The following is a 26,301-nucleotide window of genomic DNA, read 5'->3' as shown; positions in this document are numbered from 1 at the left end:
TGCTCTTATTCTGCTTGTGCTAAAAATTCGCGCACAGAGTGTAAAGTAAAAGGCCAATATAATTTCTCGCCTTTTTCACTTTTTAATACAGGAATAGTAATTTGATACTCAGCAATAAGCTGCTCATCAGTCATAATATCGATTAGTAATAACTCACTGTTGTCATTTAGTACATCAGTGATAAGTTGCTCAGCCTGTTCGCACAAGTGGCAACCATCAGTATGATATAAAATCCATTTAGCCATGCGTAATTAGCCAGCTATTATGGATTTTTTTATTACGTTTGAAGTCTGGTGATAGCGTTTTATCTGAGATATTAACGGCTTTTAAACCTAAACCAATCAGGCCAACTTCATCCATTACAAAACCACGTTTGTTATTAGAGAAAATCAAAGTACCTGATGGACTTAAGATCTTTTTTACCCACGTTAATAATTTAATGTGATCACTTTGCACATCAAACGCGTCTTTCATACGTTTTGAGTTTGAGAACGTTGGAGGGTCTAAAAATATCAAATCATATTGTGCTGTCGCATGCTCTAACCATTTTAAACAATCTGCTTGTTCAAAACGGTAACGTGTATTACTGATATTGTTTAAATCGAAGTTATCTTGGCCCCATTTCAAATAGGTTTTAGATAAATCAACTGTTGTAATTGCTTTAGCGCCACCAAGTGCGGCATGCACAGAGGCAGTACCTGTGTATGCAAACAAGTTTAAAAAGCGCTTATCTTTCGCATTTTCTTGAATATAACGACGCATTAAACGGTGATCTAAAAACAAACCTGTGTCTAAGTAGTCAAATAAATTAACTTTAAACTTAGCACCAAACTCTTCAACTACCATAGTTCGGTTTTGTTTAGACATGGCCGTATACTGCTCTTCGCCCTTTTGCTTTTTACGCACTTTTACAGCAATATTTTCAGGTGAGATATCAAGTTGTTGCGAAGTCAATGTTATTACGTCTTGCAGGCGTTTCTCTGATGTTTTTTCATCAATTTCTTTAGGCGCTGCATATTCAAAAATAACCGCAGAATCACCGTAAATATCTACAGCAACATTGTACTCAGGGATATCCGCTTCATAAACACGATAAGCGTCTACTTTATTTTGTTTAAGCCAGTTTTTTAAGCCTTGCTTATTCTTTTTCAATCGATTTGCGAATGACGTAGAGCCCTCAAAATTAAGCGCTTTTTTATCATCGGTAGTCAAACTTACTTGCTTATCATCTAATTGATATAAGTTAAGTTCAACATCAAGTGGGCCATTTTTAAACTTATAACGCTTAAGGCGCACAAGTTTTAAAAGTTTAAATAAGCTCTCGTCCATACCTAGTAAGGCAAGTTTCCAATGATTAAAGTGCTTTTTAAAGCCAACACCTAAATTACGGTGTAAATCAACAAGCTCAGCCATAGAACCAATACGTTCACCATAAGGTAAGTTTGAAATTACAACACCCGGTAATTTTGCAACAGCAGTAAGTTTAGTGGCATCACTTTGCTTAAACTTAATAACATCGTCAAGCTCAGCACGTTTGGCATTATCAATCGCTTTATTTAAAACTTGTTCATCGTAATCGTGGCCAATTAACCACAATTTAGGATCGGTAATGTTAGCAAGTAACTCTTCTTTAAGTTCTTTAAACTTAGCGGCTCTAAAACTGGGTAAACGCTCAAAAGCAAAGCCTTCACGAAATAATCCCGGCGCTTCGTTTCGCGCCATGCCAGCCGCTTCGATTAAAATAGTACCTGCACCACAACATGGATCGAATAAAGGTTGTTTTACATTATCAAGCCAACCACTTCGTTTAATTAATGCAGCAGCTAAATGTTCTTTAATTGGTGCTTTACCTTGACCTTGACGGTAACCACGTTCAGACAAACGAGGGCCCGAATAATCAATATACATAGAAACGCCGTAACGATTTAATCGTGCAACAACACGCACATTTGCATCTTGCTTATCAACGTTAGGACGCTGCTCGTATAAATCATTAAAGTAGTCAACAATCGCATCTTTTATTACAAGACCCGAAAATTGTGTGTTTTTTAATGAGTCATTGGTACCGTTGAAGTCGACAGCGAATGTTTGAGTTGGTCCAAACCACTCTTGCCAAGGTTGCGAGCGAGCAAAATTATACAGGCTATTCTTGTCATCTACGCCTTCTTTTTCTTCAATAAGCATAAGCACACGCGTTGCAAAACGACTTGATAAACAAACCTTTTGCGCCAGTAATGAGTCAGCCTCAAAACGAACAGAACCAACAGTTTGCTTAGACACAGTTGCGCCAAGTTCTGTTAGTTCATCAACCAATAAATTTTCGATTCCGATAGAAGTAAGTGCGATAAATTGCAAAGTAATAACCCTTAATAGCTAATTGCGCAGGATTATAACATAGGTTGGGCGACAAACACGCCATAAAGACACGCTTAAGACTTAAATTTGGTTAGGCGGTTTGACTTTGATATTGCTGATTTAGAATGGGGTGTACTCGATTATTCAAAATACGGATTACTTCAAATTGTGCTAAAGATAAATTTTCGTCTAATTTAAAGGTTTCGCTTAAATTTAAGCAAATAGATGCATCAGGGCAATGCTCTACAATTAAAAAATCGCCAGTCTGCGCTTTAGATATTAATTTAACTATTGCTTCTACACTTGGCTCTGTTCCAGTGTATTCTTCAAAAAACCAGCTTTTTGATAAAACGGGTTTTAAGTGATACTTAACAGCGGTTGCATTTAGCGATATTTGACAAATTTGAGCAGCAGTCCACAATTCAAACCCATCTAAATAGTTATAAACTTGTTCATAAAATGCAGCATCTTCTAAACTAAAACGTGGATTTTTAAAAACAGAATCGGTGAGTTGTCTTAACTTATAGGGCGTACATAATTGCATGTCATCATTTAAATCAAGTAACAAACGATTTTTATTAGGACAAGTAATCCACTGCCATTGCTTTGATGCTTGTAACATTTACTCCTCCTTGGGTATGTTGAATAATTATTGCTCACAGTATAACCGCTTTTGACCACTTTTAAAATGCTTGCTTAGAACATTTATCGAACGATCAAAAGCTTAGATAACTGATCCTTATAAGCCGTTAACGATCGACTTTACCAATTGTGGACCTTTGTAGATGAACCCAGTATAAACCTGGACTAAATTTGCGCCTGCATCGAACTTTTCTTTTGCTGATTGCGCATCATCTATTCCGCCTACTCCGATGATTGGTAATTTACCTTGTGTTAAGCGTTTCAACTCACTCACTACCTCTGTAGAACGCATTCTAACAGGGTGACCTGATAAACCGCCGGCTTCTTCTGCATATTGCTGGCCCATAACTGCAGCTCGCTCAAGCGTGGTATTGGTGGCAATTACACCATCAATTTTATTATTTAAAAGTGATTCACTTACTTGCTCTATTTGAATTTGATCTAGATCCGGTGCAATTTTTACAAGCATAGGCACCTGTTTATTGTGCTTTGCAACTAAATCTAACTGTTCGTTTTTAAGACTTTGCAGTAAATCATCAAGTGCAGCGCCGTATTGCAAATCACGCAAGCCAGGTGTATTTGGTGATGAAATATTTACCGTAATATATGAGGCATGTTCAAATACTTTACGCATACAATGAATATAGTCATCTTTACCTTGTTCATTTGGCGTATCTTTATTTTTACCAATATTAATACCGAGTATGCCACTGTATTTTGCTGCTTTTACATTTGCGACTAAGTTATCAACGCCTTTATTATTAAAACCCATGCGGTTAATAATAGCGTTTGATTCTGGCAACCTAAAAATACGAGGTTTATCATTACCCGCTTGAGCACGCGGCGTAATAGTGCCAACTTCAATAAAACCAAAGCCCATTTGGCTAAATGCATCAATACATTCCGCATTTTTATCAAGGCCAGCTGCTAGCCCTACAGGGTTTTTAAATTTCAGACCCAAAAAATCGACTGGCTTATCAGAAATGTTTTGCGACCAAGCTAAATTTAAAGGTGTATTGGTAAAACGACGAAGATTATTAAGTGCAAACTCATGCGCCCACTCCGCATCACGGGTAAACATAAAACGGCGAGCTAAATCATAAAACATCAATATAATCCTCTTTTTAAATTTTAGACAAAAAAATACCTCAGACAAGGCTGAGGTATTGTATAACAATTTTAACAATCAGTTATTTATTTACTAAACAATTAACTGATTAAAGCTAAATTATTTTCCTGATGTATCACAATTGTGGCTTAACAACATAAGTTCACGAAGTGCTACCGAGAACTTAGCAAAGTCGTGGCTTTGTGATGTTTTAAACTCAGCCAGCATTTGTTTCCAGCGTTGAAGTAATAAATCTTGGCTATCCATCCACTCGTCTATTTGACTATCAACATCGCTCTCATCACCTTCAAAGCTATTTAATACAACTTCAGATAACGTACGTTGCTGCCAATCAAGCTCTTCTCGATAAGACGAGCGAGCAAGTGCTTGCCAATGATTCGCTACTGGTTGCTTAGTTATTTGCTCTAAGAACCAATGCAGACCCATTCTTGCACCTAGTTTAAAGTAAGTATTGGACACCATCGAAATGCTCTTACCTGATCTATTCGCAACTTCTGCTAAATCCATCACAGAGAATAAGCTTGATAAAGAAACAATACGATTAGCTATATCTGTTGGAACGCCCGCGTCAATTAACTTATTGGCCTCAATTACAATACGATCATTTTCTTTTTCAATCATATACGTATTTAAGTTATCGCTTAAATCTTTAAAGGTTGGCGCAAAGAATTCAATTCCTTGTTCAATCGTTTGTGACTTATTACGATGACGTAAGAACCAGCGCGTTGCTCGGCGCACAGTACGACGAAGTTGGTAAAGCATTTCAGTTTGAACTGCTGCTGGTATTTTATTATCAAGTGCACTAATAGAAGACCATGTTTCACGCATTTCAAATATTTCGCTAGCAATTGAGTAACACATTGCTATTTCAGCTTCATTAGCACCAGTTTCTTCATGCATACGTACCATGAAGTTTAAACCCATATCGTTAACGATACTGTTAGCAAGTTTAGTTGCAATAATTTCTTTGCGAAGTGGGTGGTTGTTCATGGCATCGTTAAACTTCTCACGCAATGGACGTGGGAATGACTTAACAAGCAATTGGCGATAGTAAGGGTTTTCAGTAATTTCATCACTTACTAAAGACTCTTTTAATACCATTTTTGCGTAAGACACTAGCACTGAAAGCTCAGGACGAGTTAAGTCTTTACCTGCAGCGGCGCGTTCTGCCAATTCTTCATCACTTGGAATAAATTCGATAGCACGGTTTAACTTGCCTTCTTTTTCAAGCGCATGAATAAAGCGAATTTTTTCTTTGAGCGTTGAAGTTCCTTTAGACTGCGTAATTGAAATAGTATGTGTTTGACGGTAACAGTCTTTTAATACTAATTCAGATACTTCATCTGTCATAGAATAAAGTAGCTCATCACGTTGTTTACGTGTCAGGTCACCTTCAGCGACTAAGCCATTAAGTAAAATCTTAATGTTTACTTCGTTATCTGAACAGGCAACACCCCCTACGTTATCAATGAAGTCAGTATTAACACGACCACCTTTAGCTGCAAATTCAACACGACCTAATTGCGTTGCACCTAAGTTACCGCCCTCACCTATTATTTTAGCGCCTAAATCTCTACCATTGATACGTAGTGCATCGTTTGCACGATCCCCTACATCGGCATCAGTTTCTTTAGAGTGTTTAATGTATGTACCAATACCGCCATTCCACAGTAAATCAAACTCCATCATTAATGAGGCTTTCATTAACTCATTTGGTGTCATACTAGCTTTTTTAGTGCCCAACATTTTTTTCATTTCTGGGCTAAGCGTAATCGATTTAGCTGCACGAGAGAACACACCGCCACCGGCAGAAATTAGCTCTTTATTGTAATCTTCCCAAGATGAACGCGGCATATTAAATAAACGTTCGCGCTCAGGGTAAGATGTAGCAGCATCTGGATTAGGGTCAACAAAAATGTGCATATGGTTAAAGGCAACTTGTAGACGAATATGCTTAGATAACAGCATACCATTACCAAATACATCGCCTGCCATATCGCCAATTGCTACTACTGTAAAGTCGGTAGTTTGACAATCAATATCCATTTCACGGAAATGTCGTTTAACTGACTCCCATGCGCCTTTTGCTGTGATACCCATTTTCTTATGGTCATAACCAACCGAGCCACCAGATGCAAATGCATCACCTAGCCAGAAATTGTATTCGTTAGCAATGCCATTTGCGATATCAGAGAAAGTAGCGGTTCCTTTATCGGCTGCAACTACTAGGTAAGCATCATCTTCATCGTGACGAACAACATCGCGCGCTGGTACTATTTCACCACGCTCAATATTATCAGTAATATCTAAAAGACCACGGATAAAGATTTTGTAACACTCTTGGCCTTCTTTTATAAACGCTTCGCGCTCAGTCGGTAGTTGTTTACATACAAAGCCACCTTTAGAACCAACAGGTACGATTACTGTATTTTTAACTTGTTGTGCTTTAACTAAGCCAAGTACTTCAGTACGGAAATCTTCACGACGGTCAGACCAACGCAGACCACCACGCGCTACTTTACCGTAACGTAAATGCACCCCTTCTACACGCGGAGAATAAACAAAAATTTCAAACGCAGGTAAAGGAAGTGGTACATCAGGAATTAAGCTAGGTTGTATTTTAAACGACACATAAGACTTAAACTGTCCGGCATCGTCTTTTTGGAAATAGTTAGTACGCAGCGTCGCAGCAATCATATCTACGTATAAACGTATAATACGGTCATCATCAAGGTTTGCTACATTTTCAAGCTCTAAATAAATTTGCGTGCTTAGCTTTTCAATTGTTTTGGCACTTGCAGGGCTTTTAACTGAGAATTTTTTAGCAAACAAGTTAACAATTTGCGCTGCGATATTTGGATAATTTGCAAATGTACTTTCTATGTAACTTTGTGAGAACGTTACACCAATTTGACGCATATATTTAGCGTATGCACGTAAAATAGAGGCTTCGCGGCCTGTTAGGCCACCCATTAACACTAAACGGTTAAAACCATCGTTTTCAAGGCGGTTGCCCCAAACATTTGTTAATGCAGCGCGAAAACGTGCTGAAATTTTATCAAAATCTGCCATCCCTTTACTGTCAATAAGCATCGAGAAGTCCATGATCCAGTTGATACGACCATCGCTAGTTTTAACTGAATACGGTGTTTCACCCACAACGCGAAGGCCAAAGTTTTCAAGCATTGGCATAACATCAGATAAGTGGATCGGCTCATCTTTATGGAATAAGCTTAATCGTACAATATTGCTGTTTGCTTCTTCTTGAGGACGGTAAAACAGCATTTCTAGTTTGTTTTCATCGCTAAGTAGTTCTAACTTCTCAATATCAACAACCGCAGCACTTGGAAGCACTTCATCTTTGTATGAGCGTGCAAACGCATTACAGTATTTACGATTTAAATCGTTACCACGCGCTTCACCCGCAGACTCTAAAAGAGCAGATTGAAGTTTATCTTCCCACGTACGTGCTGCTTCTACTAAATTGTTTTCGATGTCTTTCACGTTATATTCGATCTTGTTGTCGGTCACACGGACGGTGTAATGAGTACGCGCCAGTGTTGACTCAGAGAAATAAGTAGTAAATTCGACTTTATCGTCAGAATTAAATGCATTAGCTAATATATCTTGCGTTTCACGACGAAGAGCCGTGTTATAACGCTCGCGAGGTACATAAACCATACAAGATAAAAAACGACCATACGCATCTTTACGTACAAACAAGCGACACATATCGCGCTCTTGTACTTGTAACACACCCATAGCAACTTCAAGTAGCTCACCTTCGCGTGCTTGAACTAGCTCATCACGTGGGTAGGTTTCTAAAATATTTAAAACAGCTTTGTAAGCGTGAGTACCTTTAGCAAAATCACACATTTCCATAATGCGATTAATTTTACTTTTTAACACAGGCACATCTGTAGCGCTGTTGTTGTAAAAGCTTGATGAGAATAAACCGATAAAACGGTCTTCACCAATTACATTGCCTTCATCGTCAAAACGCTTAATACCTACATAATCGATATAAGCAGGACGATGAACACGAGAAACAGAGTTAGTTTTTGTTAAGATCAGTAGGTTGCTGCTACGAGCTTCTTGACGTGCAACTTCAGGTAATTCTGATAATAAGCGAGTGTGTTCTTCAGTCGAGTTTTTCATCAAGCCTAGGCTTGTATCCATTTTACCTTTTAGTTGGTAATCACCTTGAACTGGGCTTAACTCATATTCACGGTAACCCATTAGGGTAAAATTATCTTTAGCTAACCAATCTAAAAACTCAGTTGTTTCTGAAACTTCATCTTTACTTTTATTATGATGACGTTTAGGTAACTCTTTAGTCACTGCAATCAATTTTTTACGGATTGGTTGCCAATCATCAACAGCAACTGATACATCAACTAGCACAGACTCTAATTCTTTTTTGAAAGACTCAATCACAGAAGAATCTGTTTGACGGTCAATTTCAATAAAAAAAACTGTTTTAGTAGATGAAGATTCTTGCTCTGCTTTTAAATTTGATAATCCAGAAATTTTAGCGTTTTCATCACGCTTAATTTTTAATGGGCAGTGAAGTAATAAGTGAGAGGCGATATTTTCACGAGTCATGGCCATACGAACAGAATCAACTAAGAACGGCATATCTTTAGTGATAATTTCAACGATTGTATGTGATGACTGCCAGCCATCTTTTGCCACTTCTGGATTGAAAACGCGGATAACTGCGTCGTCAGTAGTATTTTTTTCTAGCGAGTTCCAAAGGCTTAATGCTGCGCCATATAGGTCACTATCGTTGCGGTTTGCCAAATCCTCTTTAGACATATTGCTGTACAAGGCTTTGGCGAATTTCTCAACGAGTAACACATTATCAGCGCGAACTTTTTTCTGGATCAGCTTACAGACATTATCTAGGATAACCGAGGCTTGGCCTTCATTTCGTGTCATTGTATGTTCCTTAATCTATTACTGCTAAAAGCAGAATATTTGTACAGCGTATTATTAGCGTGGAGTCAGTTAAATTCTAACCCTTTTACAGCTAATAAACAGCCTTTTCGATGAAAACATTTTAAGCATTTCAGCTATTTGGTCATCTATTCACAAAATATAGATATAAATGGCCATTACTGGCCATTTAGGAGCAAAAGTATTCACATTATTTTTTCTGGTCAGTCCAGATGAGGCTGCCAATTGCGGGTAATAACAACACTGCACCTAACATATTCACTAAAAACATGAAGGTTAATAGTATACCCATATCAACTTGGAATTTAAGATCTGAGAATATCCAAGTGCTCACACCAATAGCTAATGTAATACCAGTAAATAGAACCGCGCTGCCACGCTCAACAAGCGCATTACGATAAGCAACACTAAGCGGTACGTTTTGCTTAAGCTGCCCCATCATCGACGACAGTATATAAATACCGTAATCAACACCAATACCTACACCTAATGCAATTACAGGTAAAGTAGAAACTGTTAAGCCTATTTCCAGCTGTACCATAAGTGCTTGGGCAAGGGTTGATACAATATAAAGCGGTAATACCACGGCTACTGTTGCTTTTACGCTTCTAAAGCTCATTAAACATAAAATAATAACGGCACCATAAACGTAAAGCATCATTGGTATTTGTGCTTCTGATACAGACTCATTAGTCGCGGCCATTACGCCCACAGGTCCTGACGCTAATTTAAATGCTAATTTATCAGTGCCCTCTTCTTGTGCAAATTGCTTAACACTCTTAATTACGGTATCGATAGTTTGTGCTTTATGATCATCTAAGAATATAATCACTGGCATAACAGAACAATCACCGTTAAGTAAACCTGTACTAGTTTCAACTCGAGACGTTGACTGTACTAAGCTTGCTGAATTTCTTGGCAAACTCTGCCATTTTAAATTGCCTTCGTTGTAGCCCGCGTTAACCGATTGAGCTACAGAGCTCAAACTTACAGCAGACTGCACACCGGCCACATTCTCAACTTTGTATTGAAAACGGCTTATACGCTCCATCACATCATGCTCAGTACATGCTGCAGGATACGCCTCTACAATTACTTTTAAAATATCAGATGAGATAGTGTACTTATCTGATATTAAAAACGTGTCTTGGTTATAACGGGCATCTTGATGCAGAGATGGCGCGCCTGCGTGTAAGTCACCTATACGCATTTTATCTGCTTGCCAGTAGCCTAGAGCAAATAAAACAAGGGTAAAACCGATAATCATTTTAGCGATTTTAGGATCGGTTGCTTTTACTAAAATGTCTCTGATCTTATCAAGTATATTAGGCTTCTCAGCATCGCCAGATTGAATATGTACACTGTTTTCAAAGTTCATGTACGACGCCCAAACTGGCAGCAAAATTAAATTTGTAAATATAATTACTGCCACACCTAAACTCGCTGTAATAGCAAGTTCGCGGATAATACCAATATCAATAGTAAGTAATGTTAAAAAGCCTACGGTATCTGAAAGCAGTGCAATACCACCAGGTATTAATAAAGCCCTGAAACTTGACTGACAACAAATTCGCGTACTTTTTCCTTCACCTACTTTTTTGCCAATCGCATTGATCATCTGCACACCATGGCTTACACCAATAGCAAACACTAAAAACGGCACCAAAATAGACATAGGGTCAAGGCCAAAACCTAAACTTGAAAGCAGGCCTAATTGCCAAATAACAGCAATAATAGAACACGCGATTGGCAAAATAGTTAGCTTTAAACTGCCACAAAATAGCCAAACCATAATAAAGGTAAAGGCGATAGCAATGGCAAAAAATACGACTACCCCTTTTGCGCCTTCGGCTATATCACCAGCCATTTTTGCAAAGCCAATAATATGAATACTTACTTTGTCTGTACTTAAAGGCTCTCTTAAATCACTTTCTAGCTTTTGTGCAAAAGCTAATGTGTCTAATTTTTGTTGTGTTTGAGGATCTGTTTCTAAAAGTTGAGCCGTTACCATTGCACAAGAGTAATCGCTGGCAATCATACGCCCTACAACTTTTGCTTTTTCAATGTTTTCCTTTACTACACCTAATCCACGCGTATCTGCTTTAAAGTTTGCAGGAATAATTGGACCACCGGCAAAGCCATCCTCTACTACTTCTACAAAGCGAGCACTAGGTGAAAATATAGAATTCACTAAAGGACGATTTACACCAGGAATAAAATAAAGCTGATCGTGAACCGCTTTTAATTGAGTAAAAAATTCTGGATTAAATATATCTCCGCTGTCGTCACATACTGAAATTAAAATACTGTTTGCACCACCAAACTGTTTTTCATGTTTAGTGTATACCTTCATGTAATCGTGATTTAACGGGATATTTTTATTAAACGATGCATCAAGTTGAATTTGAGTCGCTTTAAATACAAGTAAACAGGTTATAAGTGCAAAACTTATAAGCATAATTAAGCGATGTCTAAAAATCGCCTTTTCAATAAAATCGAGTAACTTATGCATTAAGGGGTTAACTCCTTCACTTTAATGCCATCTTCTGTAGCCATGATCAATCTGTTATCTAAAATTACACCATCAAGAATCGCTTTACCGTCAGCAAGCTGCTCATGGGTGAGTAACCCATCTTGAAGATGAAAAATAACGCCACTATTAGCGAGCATGAGCCATTGTTTGTTATTATAATTAATGATGTTGTTAATCGTCGCTGTTTTAACATTTTCAAAATGCTGCCACTGCTTTGCGCCACTTTGCTTTGCAAAAACATTACCTCGAAGCCCTGCCACAATTTCTTGTGTGCTATCAGAGGCAACTGCAAAGAATGAACCGGGATAAACTTCTTCTATTCTTTGCCAAGTTTGACCATCGTCAATGCTTCTGGCCATTAAACCCATTTCACCAACGAGCATTAATCCATTGTCTGTTTTTTCTATGCGATTAAAGTGCGGTAAAATAGAAGCAGTTTCCGCTTCGTATCCTTGTGGGTCATTTTCTTTTAAATCGTTTAAGTAATCACGATCATCACTAAAAAGTAGCGAATCTAAAAAGCGTTTTTGCCAATGTTGACCACCGTCTGTAGTTTGATAAAACATGCCATATGCGCCCACTGCAAAACCTTTTAAGTCATCTTCAAATAAAATATCTAAACATGGTTTGTCTAATTCAGGTAATGCTTGTTGTAGCTGCCAATTAACGCCACCGTCAGTAGTATTTATGATTGTTGCATCGTGGCCACACGCCCATCCACTATTTTCGTTACTAAAATCAACGGCAGTTAAGAGCACTTGAGTTGGAACTAGCTCAGCTTGTTGCCATGAATCACCCGATGTACTTTTAATAACAGTACCGTGTTTACCAACAGCAATTAAGCCATTACCCGTGTTAGTTATATCGGTGAGTAAGGTTTTAGCTGCATTTGTTGCACTGATTGCATAGTTAGGGGCTTCTTGTGCAACACTCGCACCGCTTATTATCAGGCTGGCATATACCAAATACTTCATAAATTTTAATCGCCTTGTACGAGAGAGTTGTTTGTCTTTTTACTAGGGAGTGCGTTGCGCGCTGTAAGACAAACGCGATGAGAAAGGAAAAGGCACTTAACATATTGTTAAGTGCCTAGTTTAATACTATCTACCTGCGCGACGTAAAGCGCTTGAAGTAAATTCGTTATCGTTAAACGACTGTGAAAAATCGTACATTTTTTCTTGGTTATCTAAACCAATTGCTAAATAACGACGAGAATTCAAATCATGATAAACCTCAAGCGTACTCCACTGTGTAGGAACTTCGTAATAGTTAAGGCCATAAGCCATGGCTACACGGTAAAGTTGGTCGCGGTTATCATAAATATCAGTTACCTGTACTTGCCAGCTATCTTCATCAATGTAAAACACACGTTTTTTATAGATATGGCGTGTATCATCTTTTAAGTTAGCTTCAACAACCCAAACACGATGTTTTTCGTAACGTGTATGTTCTGGGTTAATATGGCCAGGCATTAAAATATCATCGTACTCTAGCTTGTCGCTATGAAGTTTATAGCTGTTGTAAGGTATATATAACTCTTGCTTACCTTTCAGCGTCCAGTTGTAACGATTTGGTGAGCCATTAAACATATCAAAATCATCGGTAGTGCGCAGGCTATCTGCAGCTGTGCCTGGTGCATCATATGCAACATTAGGTGCACGACGAACACGACGTTGTCCCGAGTTATAAGTCCATGCTTGGCGCGGCGTTAATATTTGGTCCATTGTTTCATGAACTAATAATGCAGTACCGGCTAAACGTGCAGGCTCTGTAACGCTTTGTTTAAACTTAAACAAAATGTTTGAGTCTTGTAGCTCTGCTGGTGTTGCGCTTGGGTCTGAGTATTTAACTAATAGCTGCTCATCAAAACCAACATAGTTGTAAGAACCAGATGCAGTCGGTGCAGCTTGACCACCAAAACGCTCAATAGACTGGCCACGGTAGCGTAATAAGTGATTCCAAATTGCCTCTAAACCTGTTTTAGGAATAGGGAAAGGAATACCTATCGCGGTATTTTTAATACCGTTACCGCCTTCGATTAATTCAGCAGTCGGTGCAAACTTTTTAGTCGCGTCATAAACAAACTGAGGGTAAGAAGCTGAGCGGCGTGTTTCATACACTGGCATTTTAAATGTATCTGGGTATGCTTCAAATAAAGCAATTTGACCCGGACTTAAATTGGCTTTGTACTTTTCAATATTACTTTTATCGATAGTGAAAAGTACTTTGTCAGTCGCAAATGGATCAAGGTGATGCATACCAGCTTCATAACCTGCAGGCGCTGTTGTAATTCCGTTATTCCACGCTGGAATAGAACCATCAGCATTCGCAGCTTTTTCTGCACCCATTGGCGTTAAGTTTTGACCTAATTGAGCAACTTCATCAGCGCTTAATTTAGCCAAAGCTGCGCTGCTTGCAAACAAACTACAAAATGCTGTAGCGATGAGGGTAGGTTTTTTAATCATAGTAATGTTACCCCTAAATAGAATATTTTAAGTTAAAAGAAACGTAATCGCGGTCTGAGAATGTATTAACACCGCCACCGCCCCAAAACGAGTTATAGCTCACATCAAGTGACCACGCATTTTGGTAGTTAAAGTTCATCGTAGCACCTAAAGATTTACGATCTTCAATAAATAAGAACATAGGATCTGGTGTATTACCGTTTACGTCATGAGAAAATACAAAACGTGGTGAAAAGTTAATACCTTTGTAAAAGTTGAAGTAATCGCCTTTAGCAATTAGGCGGTAACCCCAAGACGATGCTGTAGCGAATGATTTTTCTTCAGCGCCATTTGAAAGACCAAGTTGCAATGTTGAATAATCAGTAGTACCTGGGCCTGTTATTGTGCCACTACGGCCAGTACCTGATACATTTAAACGCATTTCGTCATAGTCAGGCATATCGTGAATTTTAACTACACCCACTTCACCAACTACAGCCCAACTATCAGCACCTAATGAAGGGCCAAATAAATGTGTTGCTGTAAATTGAATTTGTGATGTGTCGCGTTCAATGTAGCCTTTGGCAACTTCACCTGCACCAACTGAGCTTACCGCATCGCCTATACTCATTTGCGAAATACCCGCAAAATCAGGACGAATACCAGCGACCGCCAATTGCTCAGGCATAGCTGTGTAAAGTAACTCTACGTCATCAATTTGTAGCGGTTCATCTTGGCGAAAAGCAAATTCACCAGCGAAGGCTGTTTCGCCGATAGTCGTATTAAAACTTAAACCATATAACTTAATATCTTCAGGGTACTCGTTTTCAGCTTTAGAAAAAGCAGTTAAATCAGCAACATTATCTGACGTGATTTCTGTTGTCATGATCATCGCTAAATCTTGGGCAATTGCAGCTTGTGAAAAGTTTGATACGCGACCAGATATAAGCGGACGACGGCTATGATAATTCACGTGATAGAGTGCAATTTCAGTATCATTAAATTCAGGTAAAAATACACCTAAACGTAAACCATACTGACCGCCATCTTCAGGCTCTGTTTTACCATTATTCCCTTTACCTTTTAAAGCAACTTTAGTTGGGTATGCAAGATACATTTGAGCTAATAAAGCACTTCCTTCTGCACTTGAAGGATCAATACCTTGTGCTGCTGCGGCTAATGCAAAATCAGATGTTAAGTTATTCAAGCTATCTGTTAAAAAAGCAACATCAATATCAGGATTAGACGTAAAACCTAATTGAACATTCTGCTGATAACCATTTTCTGCTGCAAAGTCATTAGTCGAAAAATACGTACCAGCTGCGGGTAAACGCGTTTCTTGCCATTGGTATTGGTAGAAACCTTCAAGGGTAATGTTGTCAGTAATGCCAAGCGATGCCCAAAGCATGCCTACTGGTATGAATGCTTCTTTAAGCTCAGCACCTGGCGCTTTCAATCGGTCAATATCAACTGGGTTTACGTTAATACCATGAGATATAAGTGTACTCTCACCCCAGTTAACTACTTGTTGACCTAAACGGACAGATAAAGGGTTATTACCATCATTTAAATCAAAATCAGCCCACACAAACGCATCTAATAAACGAATATCTGCACAACTTTGCGCTTTAGTGTCTTTATCATCACACGGATCAACCCCCTGCCCTGATGTAGGATTTGAATATGCATGATAGCCATCCATCAACGCAAAGTCATAAAAATACATGAAGCGAGTGAACAAACCGTAGTTATCTTTATTTATTGAAAGGTCGTGTGTTCCCTTCAAAAGTTTTGAAAATGAGTCACCACTGTCAAAATTTAAATTACCAGCATCACCATTATTTGAATAAGAGCCAGGTTGAGCCCATACATCTTGAGATGAGTAAATAGTGTTGTTTAGCGCAGGGTTGTAACCTGTCCAATCAAATGCCGGATTGTTACTTTTACCAATTAGGCTAAAGTCTCTGTCTTCTACGCGAACACTTTGCCCATATGAAAAGGTTGAATCGAAGGTAATGTCAAAACCTCCAGCTTCAAATGTTACAGCTTGTGTACTTGCTGCAGATAAACCTAAGCTAGCGGCTGCTATACCTATAGCGATTCTATTTTTAACAAAAAGCGATCTTCTTATCATTTTGGTTCCCCCCTGTCGCGGGTCATTTTGTGTGATCAAGTTATTGTTTTTAGTGTAATCATAACGATAGAAGCGAATCAGTGAAATTACAAATACTCGCTCTAATCTTCCGTATACTTTATATTTTGGTTGACGCTTACGTATTGGTAAGACGTCGTACCAGATAATTTATACACGTAATTTAACAATAGGACAAATTGAAATTAACAAAAATACAATATTTTTATGTATATATAACATAAAAACCGAGTGTCAGGCCACTCGCTCTAGGCGGATAAACTTGTTTTCGGGGGTTAATAAGAGTCTAAAACGACCACGTACACCTAAACTTGAGATGAAGGGCCTCAAATGTGTAGCAGCAAAACGAATCGTTTTACCGCCATCTTCTACAACTTGTAAAGAGCTAAAACGGCCATGGTAGTAATCCATGCACTCGTTATAGCTCAATCTTAAGGTAAAATAATACTCAATCATTTATGCGAGCGCTTTTTCAACCTTTTCATACAAATCAGCACTTAGCCCATCTAGATTAGCTAAGCGTTGTAATTGCAGTTTCATTGCTTGAGAGCGAACATCATCGTAACGCTTCCATGACATGAACGGTGTTAGCATACGAGACGCATTTTGTGGATTAATTGCATTAAGTTTTATTAACAAGTCACCTAATAACGTATAGCCTTGGGCATCTGAGCGATGAAATTGTGCTGTATTAAAGTGACTAAAGCTTCCTACAAGTGCGCGTACACGGTTCGGGTTTGAAAAATCAAAACACGGATGTTCGTAAAGTGCCTTAATATTATCTATAGCTTTATTACCTGACTGCATAGCTTGCAGTGCAAACCACTTATCCATCACTAAAACATCATGGCGCCATTGACTATCAAAATGATTCAAAAGCTCTTCTTGTATAGGGTGGGATGCTTTTACCACTGCGCTTAGTGCACCAAGTACATTGGTCATGTTAGTCGAACTTGCGGCTTCTTTAATAAAGCTTACAGCCTCTGGCTTTTGAGTTTTAGCCAAATAATGCAAGCATATTTGTTTTAAAGCGCGCTTAGCAACGGAGCTTGCACTTATACTGCCATCATCTTCAAGAGATTCGTAACAAGCAAGCAGTTCATCAGCAAGTTCGTCAGCAATTTGTTGCTCAAACTTTTCTGTTATTTCAATAATCTCATCAACAGGTATTACTTCAAATTCAGCGGCTAATGTATCAAAACTTGGCAGTTTAAACAGCTCTGCGATTAAGGCTAAATCGCCCTCTTTGGTATTTATAAGTACACGTAGCGCATTTATAGTTTCGCTGCTTAACATGCTATTAGTTGTGTCGGTAATCTGAGACTTAACCGCTTTAATAAATAGCTGCTGTTGTGCATCCCAACGTGCAAAATCACTGCGTGCAAAACGCATAATATGTAATAGTTCGGGCTCTGTTGTTTGCTGATTTAAAATACAAGGTGCAGAAAAATCTTCGAGTAAAACCGCAACAGGCTTTTCTAAGATATTATCAAAGCTAAATGTTTGAGTCGTACTTGTTACATCAAGCACATGATCTAGTTTTTTACCTTTGTATTGCAGAGCAATACTTTCCCCATTCGCATCAAGTAGTTCAATAGCAAAAGGTATATGAAGTGGTTTATTGTCTGGCTGATTGTCCGGTGCTGCTTGTTCTATTGTCAATGTATACGTATTTGAACTGCTATCAAAATGTTGTATTGCATTTAAGCGCGGGGTACCCGATTGACTATACCACAGCTTAAATTGCTCTAAATTTACACCTGATGCATCGCTCATTGCACTGACAAAGTCATCACATGTTACTGCTTGCCCATCGTGGCGCTCAAAGTAAAGTGTCATTCCTTTTTGAAAATTAGTTTCACCTAGTAACGTGTGCATCATACGGATAACTTCAGCACCTTTATCGTATACTGTTACAGTATAAAAGTTATTCATTTCAATAACTTTTTCAGGACGAATTGGATGCGCCATAGGGCCTGCATCTTCGCTAAACTGATGCGTACGCATTACTTTAACTGCATCTATTCGGTTAAGTGCACGAGAACCTAAATCACTACTAAACTCTTGGTCTCTAAATACGGTTAACCCTTCTTTTAGCGATAACTGAAACCAATCTCGGCACGTTACACGATTGCCCGTCCAGTTATGAAAATATTCGTGCCCTACAATGGATTCAATCGTATGGTAGTCTTTGTCTGTCGCTGTTTCTTGATTGGCTAATACACATTTACTATTAAAAACGTTTAGCCCTTTATTTTCCATCGCGCCCATGTTGAAAAAATCGACGGCAACAATCATATAAATATCAAGGTCATACTCTAAATTAAAGCGTTCTTCATCCCATTGCATTGCTTTTTTAAGTGAAGCAATAGCATGAGGTGTTTTAGATAAATTACCCTTATCAACAAATAATGCTAACTCTACGTCTTTGCCGCTTTTAGTCGTGTACGTATCTTTTAAAACATCAAAATCGCCCGCTACAAGTGCAAATAAATAGCTCGGCTTTTTAAATGGGTCTTGCCATTTCACAAAATGACGACCATCTGATGTTTCACCGCTATCTACTTGATTACCATTAGAAAGAAGTTGTAGATACTTTTTATCGGCAATAATAGTTACATCAAACGTGGCAAGTACGTCAGGGCGATCCATGTAATAAGTAATTTTTCTAAATCCCTGCGCTTCGCACTGTGTGCAATACGCACCGCCCGATAAATATAAACCTTCTAAAGAAGTATTTGTCTCAGGTGATATCTCGGTCACAATACTTAATTGGCAACTATCCGGTAGGTTATTGATTATTAGCTGCTCACCAACAATTTCATAATCCGTTATATCAACTGTATCAACAGATAAAGACAGTAAACGCAAATCAATACCATCAAGCACTAAAGGTGCTTTTTTATCACCAACACGGGTAAGTGTTAGTAAAGAGCTTACTTTGGTTGATAAAGGTTGTAGGTCAAATGTTAGCTCTGTGTGGTCAATTAGAAAGTCAGGAGCTTTATAGTCTTTAAGATATTGTGCTTGAGGTTTACTTGATTCAGTCATAGATACTCCAAAGCAGCTCCTTTTAAGTTAAAAGGAGCTGCTTAAAATTAGGCAGATTGTTTTGGCTTAATACGTAAAATTTTAATGCCTAAGTAGGCATAAACAACCGCTAAAACAGGGTTAATTAAGTTAAAGAAAGCGTAGAGTGCATAATCAAAAGGGTTTATAAGTAAAACGCTTTGCATGTATGCGCCACACGTATTCCATGGAATTAGTGGGCTAGTAATTGTACCGCCATCTTCCAATGTACGAGATAAGTTAACAGGCTTCAAACCACGTTTTTCGTATTCATCTTTAAACATACGTCCAGGTACAACAATCGCTATATATTGATCGGCCGCTATTACGTTAGTTCCTATACACGTAGCTATTGTCGCCGCAATTAACGACCCCGTGCTTTTAGCTATTTTAAGTATGCTTTTTACGAAAATATCCAAAAGGCCTGTTTTTTCCATAATGGCACCAAACATCAGTGCAGTCATAATCAGCCATGTAGTTGTAAGCATACCGGCCATACCGCCACCGCTGAGTAACGAATCCATCTTATCATCGCCGGTACTTATGCTAAAACCATCAAAGAAAGTAGTCCAAACAAGTTTAAAGTAGCCAACTAGCTGTCCTTGAGAAACATCAATTTGGCTAGCAATTAGATCAGACTGAAACAACATAGCCCAAACAGCGCCCACAACAGCACCAATTGAGATAGCAGGAAATGCTGGCATTTTTTTAATAGCTAAAACTAACAGTACGATTAACGGGATCAGCATTTCAAAACCAATATTAAAGTTTTGCTGTAAAATAGCCGTTATTTCATCAATGCGCCCTGCTTCGCTTGAAGCTGTTGCATTAAACCCCATGAATATAAATATAATCAGTGCAATTACAAAACTTGGTACTGTCGTCCACAGCATATGTTGAATATGCTCAAACAAATCAGCGCCAACAACTGCTGGTGCCAGATTGGTTGTTTCTGACAGCGGGCTTAGCTTATCACCAAAGTATGCACCAGATATAACTGCACCTGCGGTTACTGTTTGCTCAAGTCCAAGACCCGTAGCAACACCTAATAAAGCAACACCTATCGTAGCAGCCGTGGTCCAAGAACTACCAATACTCATTGCTACAATGCCACAAATTAAACAACTCGCTGCATAAAACCAACTTGGATTTATAACTTGTAAGCCATAATAAATTAAAGTTGGTACAGTCCCAGAAAGTAGCCAAGTACCAATTAATGCACCTACCATAAGTAAAATTAAAATAGCACCAAGTGAAAGCGTTATGCCTTCGATCATAGCTTGTTCTAATTTTTTCCATGTGTAACCGTTTTTAAGACCAATTAAAGCCGCTGCAAAAGTGGCAAATAAAAGTGCTATTTGGTTAGGACCGGATGAAGAGTTGTCACCGAATAAGTATACAGCCGCGCCAAGTAAACAGATTAATACAGAGATAGGAATTAATGCATCAAAAAACGAGGCAGGTTTGATTGGTTTATCTTCCAATGGCTTCAAAATAGAGACTCCTACACACACTTGCTGTGTGTTTAATTATTATTTTTAGCACGTAAAGCGCATTAATTGAGCGTCATTAATCCAGCTCAACTTTATGTTATCGAAGATTATAACAATTTAGTAAATTTTAGGTAGTAAAAAAGGCGCCAATGCGCCTTTTTTACAGAGGTAAAACCAGTTATTACTTTTTAGCTATACGACCATAATTAATATAATCTTGAGTAATTAATGCAGCCTCTTCCAAAAATGGGTCAAGCTCTTCGATTACTTCTGGTATATCGTCTAAGTTTTCTACCGGATCTTTACCTAAACGCTTAAGACGTTCGTTAGTACGTACAAGTGCACGTGCTTCACCTTCATCTTTTTCTTTAATACGGTCTGCTTCAACTAAAGAGATAGTTTTACGGTCTTTCTCTTCGTTGTATAAGGTAATGTCATTAAATACATAACCAAATTCTGGCTCTGATTTAATTCGTACTTCGTGTTGTTTTTCAAGGTACGTAATAATAGGTGTTAGATTACCTAGTTTTTTATATTTCGCTTTAACAATGCTGTCCCAAGGAAGTGCATTATCTTGCTTACTTTCGCCCCACTGTGCAGGATCAATTGCTGATGGAAACGAAATATCAGGGATAACACCTTTATGTTGCGTGCTACCACCGTTAATACGATAAAACTTAGCAATAGTATACTGTACACTGCCTAGCGCATTATCGTATAGGTCATAAGCACGGCCTAAGCCTTTGTGCTGCTGTACAGTACCCTTACCAAATGTTTGCTCACCAATAATTACAGCGCGACCGTAATCTTGCATTGCTGCTGCGAATATTTCAGAAGCAGATGCACTGTAACGATCAACTAACACAGTTAAAGGGCCGTCATAGTAAGTTATACCATCACGATCTTTTTGCTCTTCTATACGGTTATTTAAGGTATGAATTTGAACAACTGGGCCTTGGTCAAAAAATAAACCTGACAATTGTGTTGCTTCATATAATGAACCACCACCATTTTGGCGCAAGTCGATAATAATACCATCAACCTTTTCTTCTTTAAGCTTAGCAAGTTCTACTTTTACATCTTTCGAAAGATTATTGTAAAAGCCAGGAATTTCAATCACCCCAATTTTACTTGTTAAATCAGAATATTTTGCTTCAAATACTTCTGATTTAGCCGCTCTATCTTCAAGTCGAATTTTATCGCGAGTGATTTCTACAACTTTCGGAGCGCCGTGAGCATCAACACCTTTTAAATACTGTAAACGTACTTTAGTCCCTTTAGGACCTTTAATTAAATCAACTACGTCATCTAAACGCCAGCCAATTACATCTACAAACTCTTCGCCATCTTGAGCAACACCAATAATGCGATCATCAGCTTTAATTTGATCTGTTTTATCTGCAGGGCCTCCCGGCACTAAGCTGCGAATAACAGTGTAATCTTCATCAGGGCTTAATACGGCACCAATGCCCTCAAGCTCTAAGTCCATATCCATTTTGAATTGCTCTGCACGACGTGGCGATAAATAAGACGTATGCGCCTCAATGCTGCGTGCTAGCGAATTCATAACAATTTGAAAAGCATCTTCTGAATTTGATTGTACTAAACGTTTTTCTGCATTTTTGTAGCGTTTGGTCAGCACCTCTTTAATGCCTTCCCAATCTTTACCCGTCATTTTCAAACGCAGTGCGTCGTACTTTACACGCTCACGCCAAATTTCATCAAGCTCAGCTTGTGACGCAGGCCATGCTGAATCTACACGGTCAAAAAAGTATTCATCTTCTTTATCAAACGTCATCTCTTTTTCAAGCAGAGTAAGTGAATACTCGTAACGTTCAAAACGGCGTTTAAGACTTAAGTTAAAAATATCAAACGTAAAGTCTAATTTACCGGTAGTAATAGCGTTATCAAAGTCATCACGATATTGCTCAAATGAGGCGATATCGCTGGCTAAGAAAACGCTTTTATTAAAATCAAGGGATTCGATATAACGATCGTACACTTTACTAGAAAGCTCATCGTTAAATCGAACCGGTGTATAGTGTGAACGAGCAAATAAGCTAGCCACTCGTTTGCTAGCAGTACCATGTTGACTCTCTTGCTTGAGCTGAGGTAAATCGTCAATAGTGACGGCTTCTACAGCAGCAAATAATGAACCTGAAAACAGGGCAGCAACTAACGGAATGAGCGTAAACTTTTTACTCATACACAACTCCTTAATTTATTTACAACTTAAACAATGTATAAGCTGTCAGCTTTGGTTTTAACTTGCATACCTGTTACTAACTCAACATGAACATCATCTTTGTTCACTTCAGTTATTACTGCATTTACAAGTGCTTGGCCAAGTTTAACCTTAACCTTATTATTAACCTTGACCTCAGTTGCTGGCAAAGGTTCAATTTTTCCTGAACGCTTAGCCGGCGCTGCTTTAGCAGGTTTGTTAGCTGCAGGAGCGTTTTTATCGCCTGGTTTGCTAGCATGAGCTGGTTTTTTCTTGAAAGATTTAGAATCAGAATCTTGGCGAGGACGCTGTTGTTTTTTGCGTTTAGCCATTTTAGCGCGGCTTTCTTCCAATGCTTTTTGCGCATGGTCGATATGCTCTTGCTCAACTTTTTCACCTTGATTGCCATCAAGATCAATACGAAACTCTGACTTAGTCACAGCTTCTAAATAACGCCAGTTAGACGTGTATTTTCTAAGCGCTTGACGAACTTGAGTCTTACTTACTTTTTCAGACCCTTCAATACGCTCAGCAATATCTTTAAAAATACCGACTTTAAGCGGCTTGATGCCATCTTTTTGTTTAAAACATTGTGGAAATTCTTGATATAAAAATTCCAACACTTCATTAATATCTTTTAGCTTGTTTGTGGTTTCCATTTTAGAACCTATTTTTCACATCTTTTCATCAAGGGACGAATCGACGTAGTGTATTACCCAGTCGACCAACTCTTCGAAATCGGCTTCTATAACAGCCATATCACCTCGAAGGTGTTCCCAAATACCATTAATTGTTTCATCAATAAATTCACATTCTGAATCATCTGGAAGACGATCCCATGCAATATGAATCAAATCATTGAGCGTTTCCGCTACATGTTCTTCATCGCCTTCCCAGTCACCGACATCTTGTACAGCAAATAGGTAGTCTTGAACATTTAGCAAATCTTTCATTACAAGCTCGCCTCTAAGCATTTTACTAATGCTTCTAGACCCACTTTATCGTCAGCATCAAATCGGCCAATACTTGGACTATCAATGTCTAAAACTGCAAATACTTTACCATGTTTCATGATAGGTACAACCACTTCAGAGTTAGACGCTGCATCGCAGGCTATATGCCCGTCAAAAGCGTGAACATCTTCAATTAGTTGTGTCTCTGCGTTTGCAGCGGCAGTTCCACATACCCCTTTTCCAACTGGAATACGGATGCATGCAGGGTTGCCTTGAAACGGGCCAAGTACTAATTCAGTAGGAGAATCCATAAAGTAAAAACCCGCCCAATTTACATCTTCTAAAGAGGTAAATAACAGCGCGCTTATATTTGCCATATTGGCAATTACATTAGATTCACCAGCTATCAGCGATTGCGTTTGCTTAACTAATGACTGGTAAAAATCGTGCTTTTGCATACCAAACTACTTCTTATTAAACATACAGTAGCTAAAGGTACTCTTTGTCGTGAAAAATTGGAACCTTTTGGAGGTAAAAAAAAGGAAATCGCACCGTTTATCAGTGTGCTTGGTTAATAATGCTGCGATTATTTTTTTGCTGTTTTACGAAGACCAAACAAAAACAGCCCAGCAGCGAATGCTGACATTACACTATTGATCAAAAATATCTCGCCAGTTGTGGCACTTAATAAGTAACTAAATATCGCTCCGCCTAGTAATCCAAGAGTTAATACCCCTGAATAATTAACTTTAGAATACTTAAACATGAGTAAATACCCTGGCACAACAAAAGCAGCCATTGTTAAGCCTACTATGTGTGCATTTGATATGGCGGTCATTAATAAGGTAAGAAATATTGATACAAACTCGCCTTCAAGCGTAAGAGAGTAATAAACACCAAGTAAACTACCTACAATAATAGGCGATAATAACGAAAGCCCTACGCTTTTTGCTAGCTGATGTTTCATTTAAAATCCTTAATACACAAATCTAAATTCTGTGTATAAAGCATGCACCAAGATCTAAAGGTTAGAAACAGAGACTATGGTCGTAATTTATGATGACAAAACGCACAATTTCTATTTGCACTTATTTATTTTACAGGCACAAAAAAGCCCGCTAAATTAGCGGGCTATTTTGTTATATGGTGGAGAGATAGGGATTTGAACCCTAGATGGGCTATAAACCCATGCCGGTTTTCAAGACCGGTGCATTCGACCACTCTGCCATCTCTCCGATACTGCTAAGTTAAAAGTAAGAGTGTACTAATAACTTTTAAATGAATGATAAATAAATTACCACACACTAATTAATAAGTGGTGGAGAGATAGGGATTTGAACCCTAGATGGGCTATAAACCCATGCCGGTTTTCAAGACCGGTGCATTCGACCACTCTGCCATCTCTCCGCACGGCCTGCATAATAGGGAAACCCATCCCTTTTGTGAAGCTTTTTTTTAAATTAATTGTTTAAGTGCTTAAAAAACAATTAATTTGTTTAAAGTTAAAACAAAATGTTTTTAATTTAGCCGTCAATATACTTTTATTTAAATATTTAACTCTATTGATCTACAAAGGTTTGCCCAAACATATAAGAGTTGGTAATCTAATTTTAGTTAAATTATCGAAACACACACGTTTCACTTAAAGGAGCTCTACAATGGCGTTTAATCAATCGTACAATACCGCGAAACCGGTAATGTCTACCATTGAAACAAACAAGGTACTTAAAAACACCTACTTTTTACTAGCTATGACACTTGCATTTAGTGCAGTTACAGCCGGTATTTCAATGGCACTACAATTACCTTACTTTATGGGAATTGTGTTTACACTCGTTTCGTTCGGTTTATTATTTGTTGTAAATAAAAAAGCAGATACAGCATCTGGTGTATTTTGGGTGTTTGCTTTCACAGGTTTAATGGGGGCTGGCTTAGGTCCATTGCTTAACCATTATGCTGCATTACCAAATGGCCCAATGCTTATTATGCAAGCCTTAGGTTCTACAGCGCTTATCTTTTTTGGTTTATCTGCTTATGCACTAAACACTAAAAAAGACTTCTCATTCATGGGTGGCTTTTTAACTGTTGGCTTAATCGTTGTGATTGTAGCAAGTATCGTTAATATTTTTATTGGCAGTTCATTGATGTTTATGGTGCTTAATGCAGCAGTTGTACTGATTATGTCTGGTTTGATTTTATTTGATACAAGCCGAATCATAAACGGTGGTGAAACTAACTACATTCGTGCAACAGTGTCTTTATACCTAAGCGTATATAACTTATTTACTTCTTTGCTTGCTCTACTTGGCGCAAGTGATGACTAATTAAATAGTTCTGTTAAAATAGCC

General features: G+C 38.3%; 18 protein-coding genes and 2 tRNA genes. 1 reads left to right on the top strand and 19 read right to left on the bottom strand.

The window, feature by feature from the left end; translation table 11 throughout:
• Positions 1-5 precede the first annotated feature (5 nt).
• From H5115_RS03030 to H5115_RS02940, 19 genes are all read right to left on the bottom strand, one after another.
• A complete protein-coding gene (locus H5115_RS03030) occupies positions 6-245 on the bottom strand; it encodes a glutaredoxin family protein (protein WP_002961779.1) in 240 nt (79 codons plus the stop codon).
• Positions 238-2,355 carry a bifunctional 23S rRNA (guanine(2069)-N(7))-methyltransferase RlmK/23S rRNA (guanine(2445)-N(2))-methyltransferase RlmL gene (gene rlmKL / locus H5115_RS03025; protein WP_138489126.1) on the bottom strand — a complete coding sequence of 706 codons (2,118 nt, stop codon included), beginning with the start codon at positions 2,353-2,355 and terminating at the stop codon, positions 238-240. The genes H5115_RS03030 and rlmKL overlap by 8 nt, the downstream gene beginning before the upstream one ends.
• Positions 2,356-2,446: 91 nt before the next feature.
• Positions 2,447-2,977, bottom strand: coding sequence for a cell division protein ZapC (locus H5115_RS03020; protein ID WP_182674343.1), 531 nt, complete (start codon positions 2,975-2,977; stop codon positions 2,447-2,449).
• A 117-nt stretch (positions 2,978-3,094) separates the two neighbouring features.
• Complete coding sequence (pyrD, locus tag H5115_RS03015) at positions 3,095-4,105, bottom strand: quinone-dependent dihydroorotate dehydrogenase (protein ID WP_002961897.1); 1,011 nt, start codon at positions 4,103-4,105, stop codon at positions 3,095-3,097.
• A 120-nt stretch (positions 4,106-4,225) separates the two neighbouring features.
• Positions 4,226-9,067, bottom strand: coding sequence for an NAD-glutamate dehydrogenase (locus H5115_RS03010; protein ID WP_182753571.1), 4,842 nt, complete (start codon positions 9,065-9,067; stop codon positions 4,226-4,228).
• Positions 9,068-9,275: 208 nt separating this feature from the next.
• Complete coding sequence (locus tag H5115_RS03005; RefSeq protein ID WP_182753569.1) at positions 9,276-11,597, bottom strand: RND family transporter; 2,322 nt, start codon at positions 11,595-11,597, stop codon at positions 9,276-9,278.
• Positions 11,597-12,592, bottom strand: a complete 996-nt coding sequence (locus H5115_RS03000) for a YCF48-related protein (protein WP_182753567.1) — start codon at positions 12,590-12,592, stop codon at positions 11,597-11,599. The genes H5115_RS03005 and H5115_RS03000 overlap by 1 nt, the downstream gene beginning before the upstream one ends.
• Before the next feature lie 126 nt (positions 12,593-12,718).
• Complete coding sequence (locus H5115_RS02995) at positions 12,719-14,083, bottom strand: DUF1329 domain-containing protein (RefSeq protein ID WP_182753565.1); 1,365 nt, start codon at positions 14,081-14,083, stop codon at positions 12,719-12,721.
• Positions 14,084-14,096: 13 nt separating this feature from the next.
• Complete coding sequence (locus H5115_RS02990) at positions 14,097-16,196, bottom strand: DUF1302 domain-containing protein (protein ID WP_182753563.1); 2,100 nt, start codon at positions 16,194-16,196, stop codon at positions 14,097-14,099.
• 252 nt (positions 16,197-16,448) lie between these two features.
• Positions 16,449-16,670 (bottom strand): DUF2835 family protein, encoded by a 222-nt coding sequence (locus H5115_RS02985; RefSeq protein WP_010552655.1) that lies wholly within the window; start codon positions 16,668-16,670, stop codon positions 16,449-16,451.
• On the bottom strand, positions 16,671-19,265 hold the full coding sequence (gene pepN, locus H5115_RS02980) for an aminopeptidase N (protein WP_182753561.1): 2,595 nt from the start codon (positions 19,263-19,265) through the stop codon (positions 16,671-16,673).
• A gap of 47 nt (positions 19,266-19,312) precedes the next feature.
• Positions 19,313-20,776, bottom strand: a complete 1,464-nt coding sequence (gene nhaC / locus H5115_RS02975) for a Na+/H+ antiporter NhaC (protein ID WP_002961908.1) — start codon at positions 20,774-20,776, stop codon at positions 19,313-19,315.
• Between the two features lie 181 nt (positions 20,777-20,957).
• The gene (prc, locus tag H5115_RS02970) at positions 20,958-22,982 is read right to left on the bottom strand and encodes a carboxy terminal-processing peptidase (RefSeq protein WP_182753560.1); all 2,025 of its coding nucleotides are present in this window, start codon (positions 22,980-22,982) and stop codon (positions 20,958-20,960) included.
• A 26-nt stretch (positions 22,983-23,008) separates the two neighbouring features.
• Complete coding sequence (gene proQ, locus H5115_RS02965) at positions 23,009-23,659, bottom strand: RNA chaperone ProQ (protein WP_002961909.1); 651 nt, start codon at positions 23,657-23,659, stop codon at positions 23,009-23,011.
• Positions 23,660-23,674: 15 nt separating this feature from the next.
• Positions 23,675-23,953, bottom strand: coding sequence for a hypothetical protein (locus H5115_RS02960; protein ID WP_149592688.1), 279 nt, complete (start codon positions 23,951-23,953; stop codon positions 23,675-23,677).
• Positions 23,953-24,411 (bottom strand): GAF domain-containing protein, encoded by a 459-nt coding sequence (locus H5115_RS02955; RefSeq protein ID WP_182753559.1) that lies wholly within the window; start codon positions 24,409-24,411, stop codon positions 23,953-23,955. The genes H5115_RS02960 and H5115_RS02955 overlap by 1 nt, the downstream gene beginning before the upstream one ends.
• A 128-nt stretch (positions 24,412-24,539) precedes the next feature.
• Positions 24,540-24,920, bottom strand: a complete 381-nt coding sequence (locus tag H5115_RS02950) for a hypothetical protein (RefSeq protein ID WP_182671580.1) — start codon at positions 24,918-24,920, stop codon at positions 24,540-24,542.
• 177 nt (positions 24,921-25,097) lie between these two features.
• Positions 25,098-25,188: transfer RNA gene (locus tag H5115_RS02945), tRNA-Ser, on the bottom strand.
• An 81-nt stretch (positions 25,189-25,269) separates the two neighbouring features.
• Positions 25,270-25,360 (bottom strand) — tRNA-Ser (locus H5115_RS02940).
• Between the two features lie 251 nt (positions 25,361-25,611).
• On the opposite strand from H5115_RS02940, the gene H5115_RS02935 reads away from it, so the two are divergent.
• Positions 25,612-26,277, top strand: coding sequence for a Bax inhibitor-1/YccA family protein (locus H5115_RS02935; RefSeq protein ID WP_008133668.1), 666 nt, complete (start codon positions 25,612-25,614; stop codon positions 26,275-26,277).
• Positions 26,278-26,301: the final 24 nt, after the last annotated feature.

This window comes from Pseudoalteromonas sp. SR44-2, from assembly GCF_014163745.1.
GTDB lineage: Bacteria > Pseudomonadota > Gammaproteobacteria > Enterobacterales > Alteromonadaceae > Pseudoalteromonas > Pseudoalteromonas distincta.
Note: the sequence above shows the minus strand (reverse complement) of the source record. Positions and strands in the feature narration are given on the sequence as shown.

Bases quoted from the DNA above. Each gene is read 5' to 3' on its own strand.
- proQ (WP_002961909.1), bottom strand. From the start codon at position 23,659: ATGGAAACCACAAACAAGCTAAAAGATATTAATGAAGTGTTGGAATTT.
- H5115_RS03010 (WP_182753571.1), bottom strand. From the start codon at position 9,067: ATGACACGAAATGAAGGCCAAGCCTCGGTTATCCTAGATAATGTCTGT.
- H5115_RS02995 (WP_182753565.1), bottom strand. From the start codon at position 14,083: ATGATTAAAAAACCTACCCTCATCGCTACAGCATTTTGTAGTTTGTTT.
- H5115_RS02935 (WP_008133668.1), top strand. From the start codon at position 25,612: ATGGCGTTTAATCAATCGTACAATACCGCGAAACCGGTAATGTCTACC.
- pepN (WP_182753561.1), bottom strand. From the start codon at position 19,265: ATGACTGAATCAAGTAAACCTCAAGCACAATATCTTAAAGACTATAAA.
- H5115_RS02955 (WP_182753559.1), bottom strand. From the start codon at position 24,411: ATGCAAAAGCACGATTTTTACCAGTCATTAGTTAAGCAAACGCAATCG.
- prc (WP_182753560.1), bottom strand. From the start codon at position 22,982: ATGAGTAAAAAGTTTACGCTCATTCCGTTAGTTGCTGCCCTGTTTTCA.
- H5115_RS02960 (WP_149592688.1), bottom strand. From the start codon at position 23,953: ATGAAAGATTTGCTAAATGTTCAAGACTACCTATTTGCTGTACAAGAT.
- pyrD (WP_002961897.1), bottom strand. From the start codon at position 4,105: ATGTTTTATGATTTAGCTCGCCGTTTTATGTTTACCCGTGATGCGGAG.
- H5115_RS03000 (WP_182753567.1), bottom strand. From the start codon at position 12,592: ATGAAGTATTTGGTATATGCCAGCCTGATAATAAGCGGTGCGAGTGTT.
- H5115_RS03005 (WP_182753569.1), bottom strand. From the start codon at position 11,597: ATGCATAAGTTACTCGATTTTATTGAAAAGGCGATTTTTAGACATCGC.
- H5115_RS02990 (WP_182753563.1), bottom strand. From the start codon at position 16,196: ATGATAAGAAGATCGCTTTTTGTTAAAAATAGAATCGCTATAGGTATA.
- H5115_RS02950 (WP_182671580.1), bottom strand. From the start codon at position 24,920: ATGAAACATCAGCTAGCAAAAAGCGTAGGGCTTTCGTTATTATCGCCT.
- H5115_RS03030 (WP_002961779.1), bottom strand. From the start codon at position 245: ATGGCTAAATGGATTTTATATCATACTGATGGTTGCCACTTGTGCGAA.
- H5115_RS03020 (WP_182674343.1), bottom strand. From the start codon at position 2,977: ATGTTACAAGCATCAAAGCAATGGCAGTGGATTACTTGTCCTAATAAA.
- H5115_RS02985 (WP_010552655.1), bottom strand. From the start codon at position 16,670: ATGATTGAGTATTATTTTACCTTAAGATTGAGCTATAACGAGTGCATG.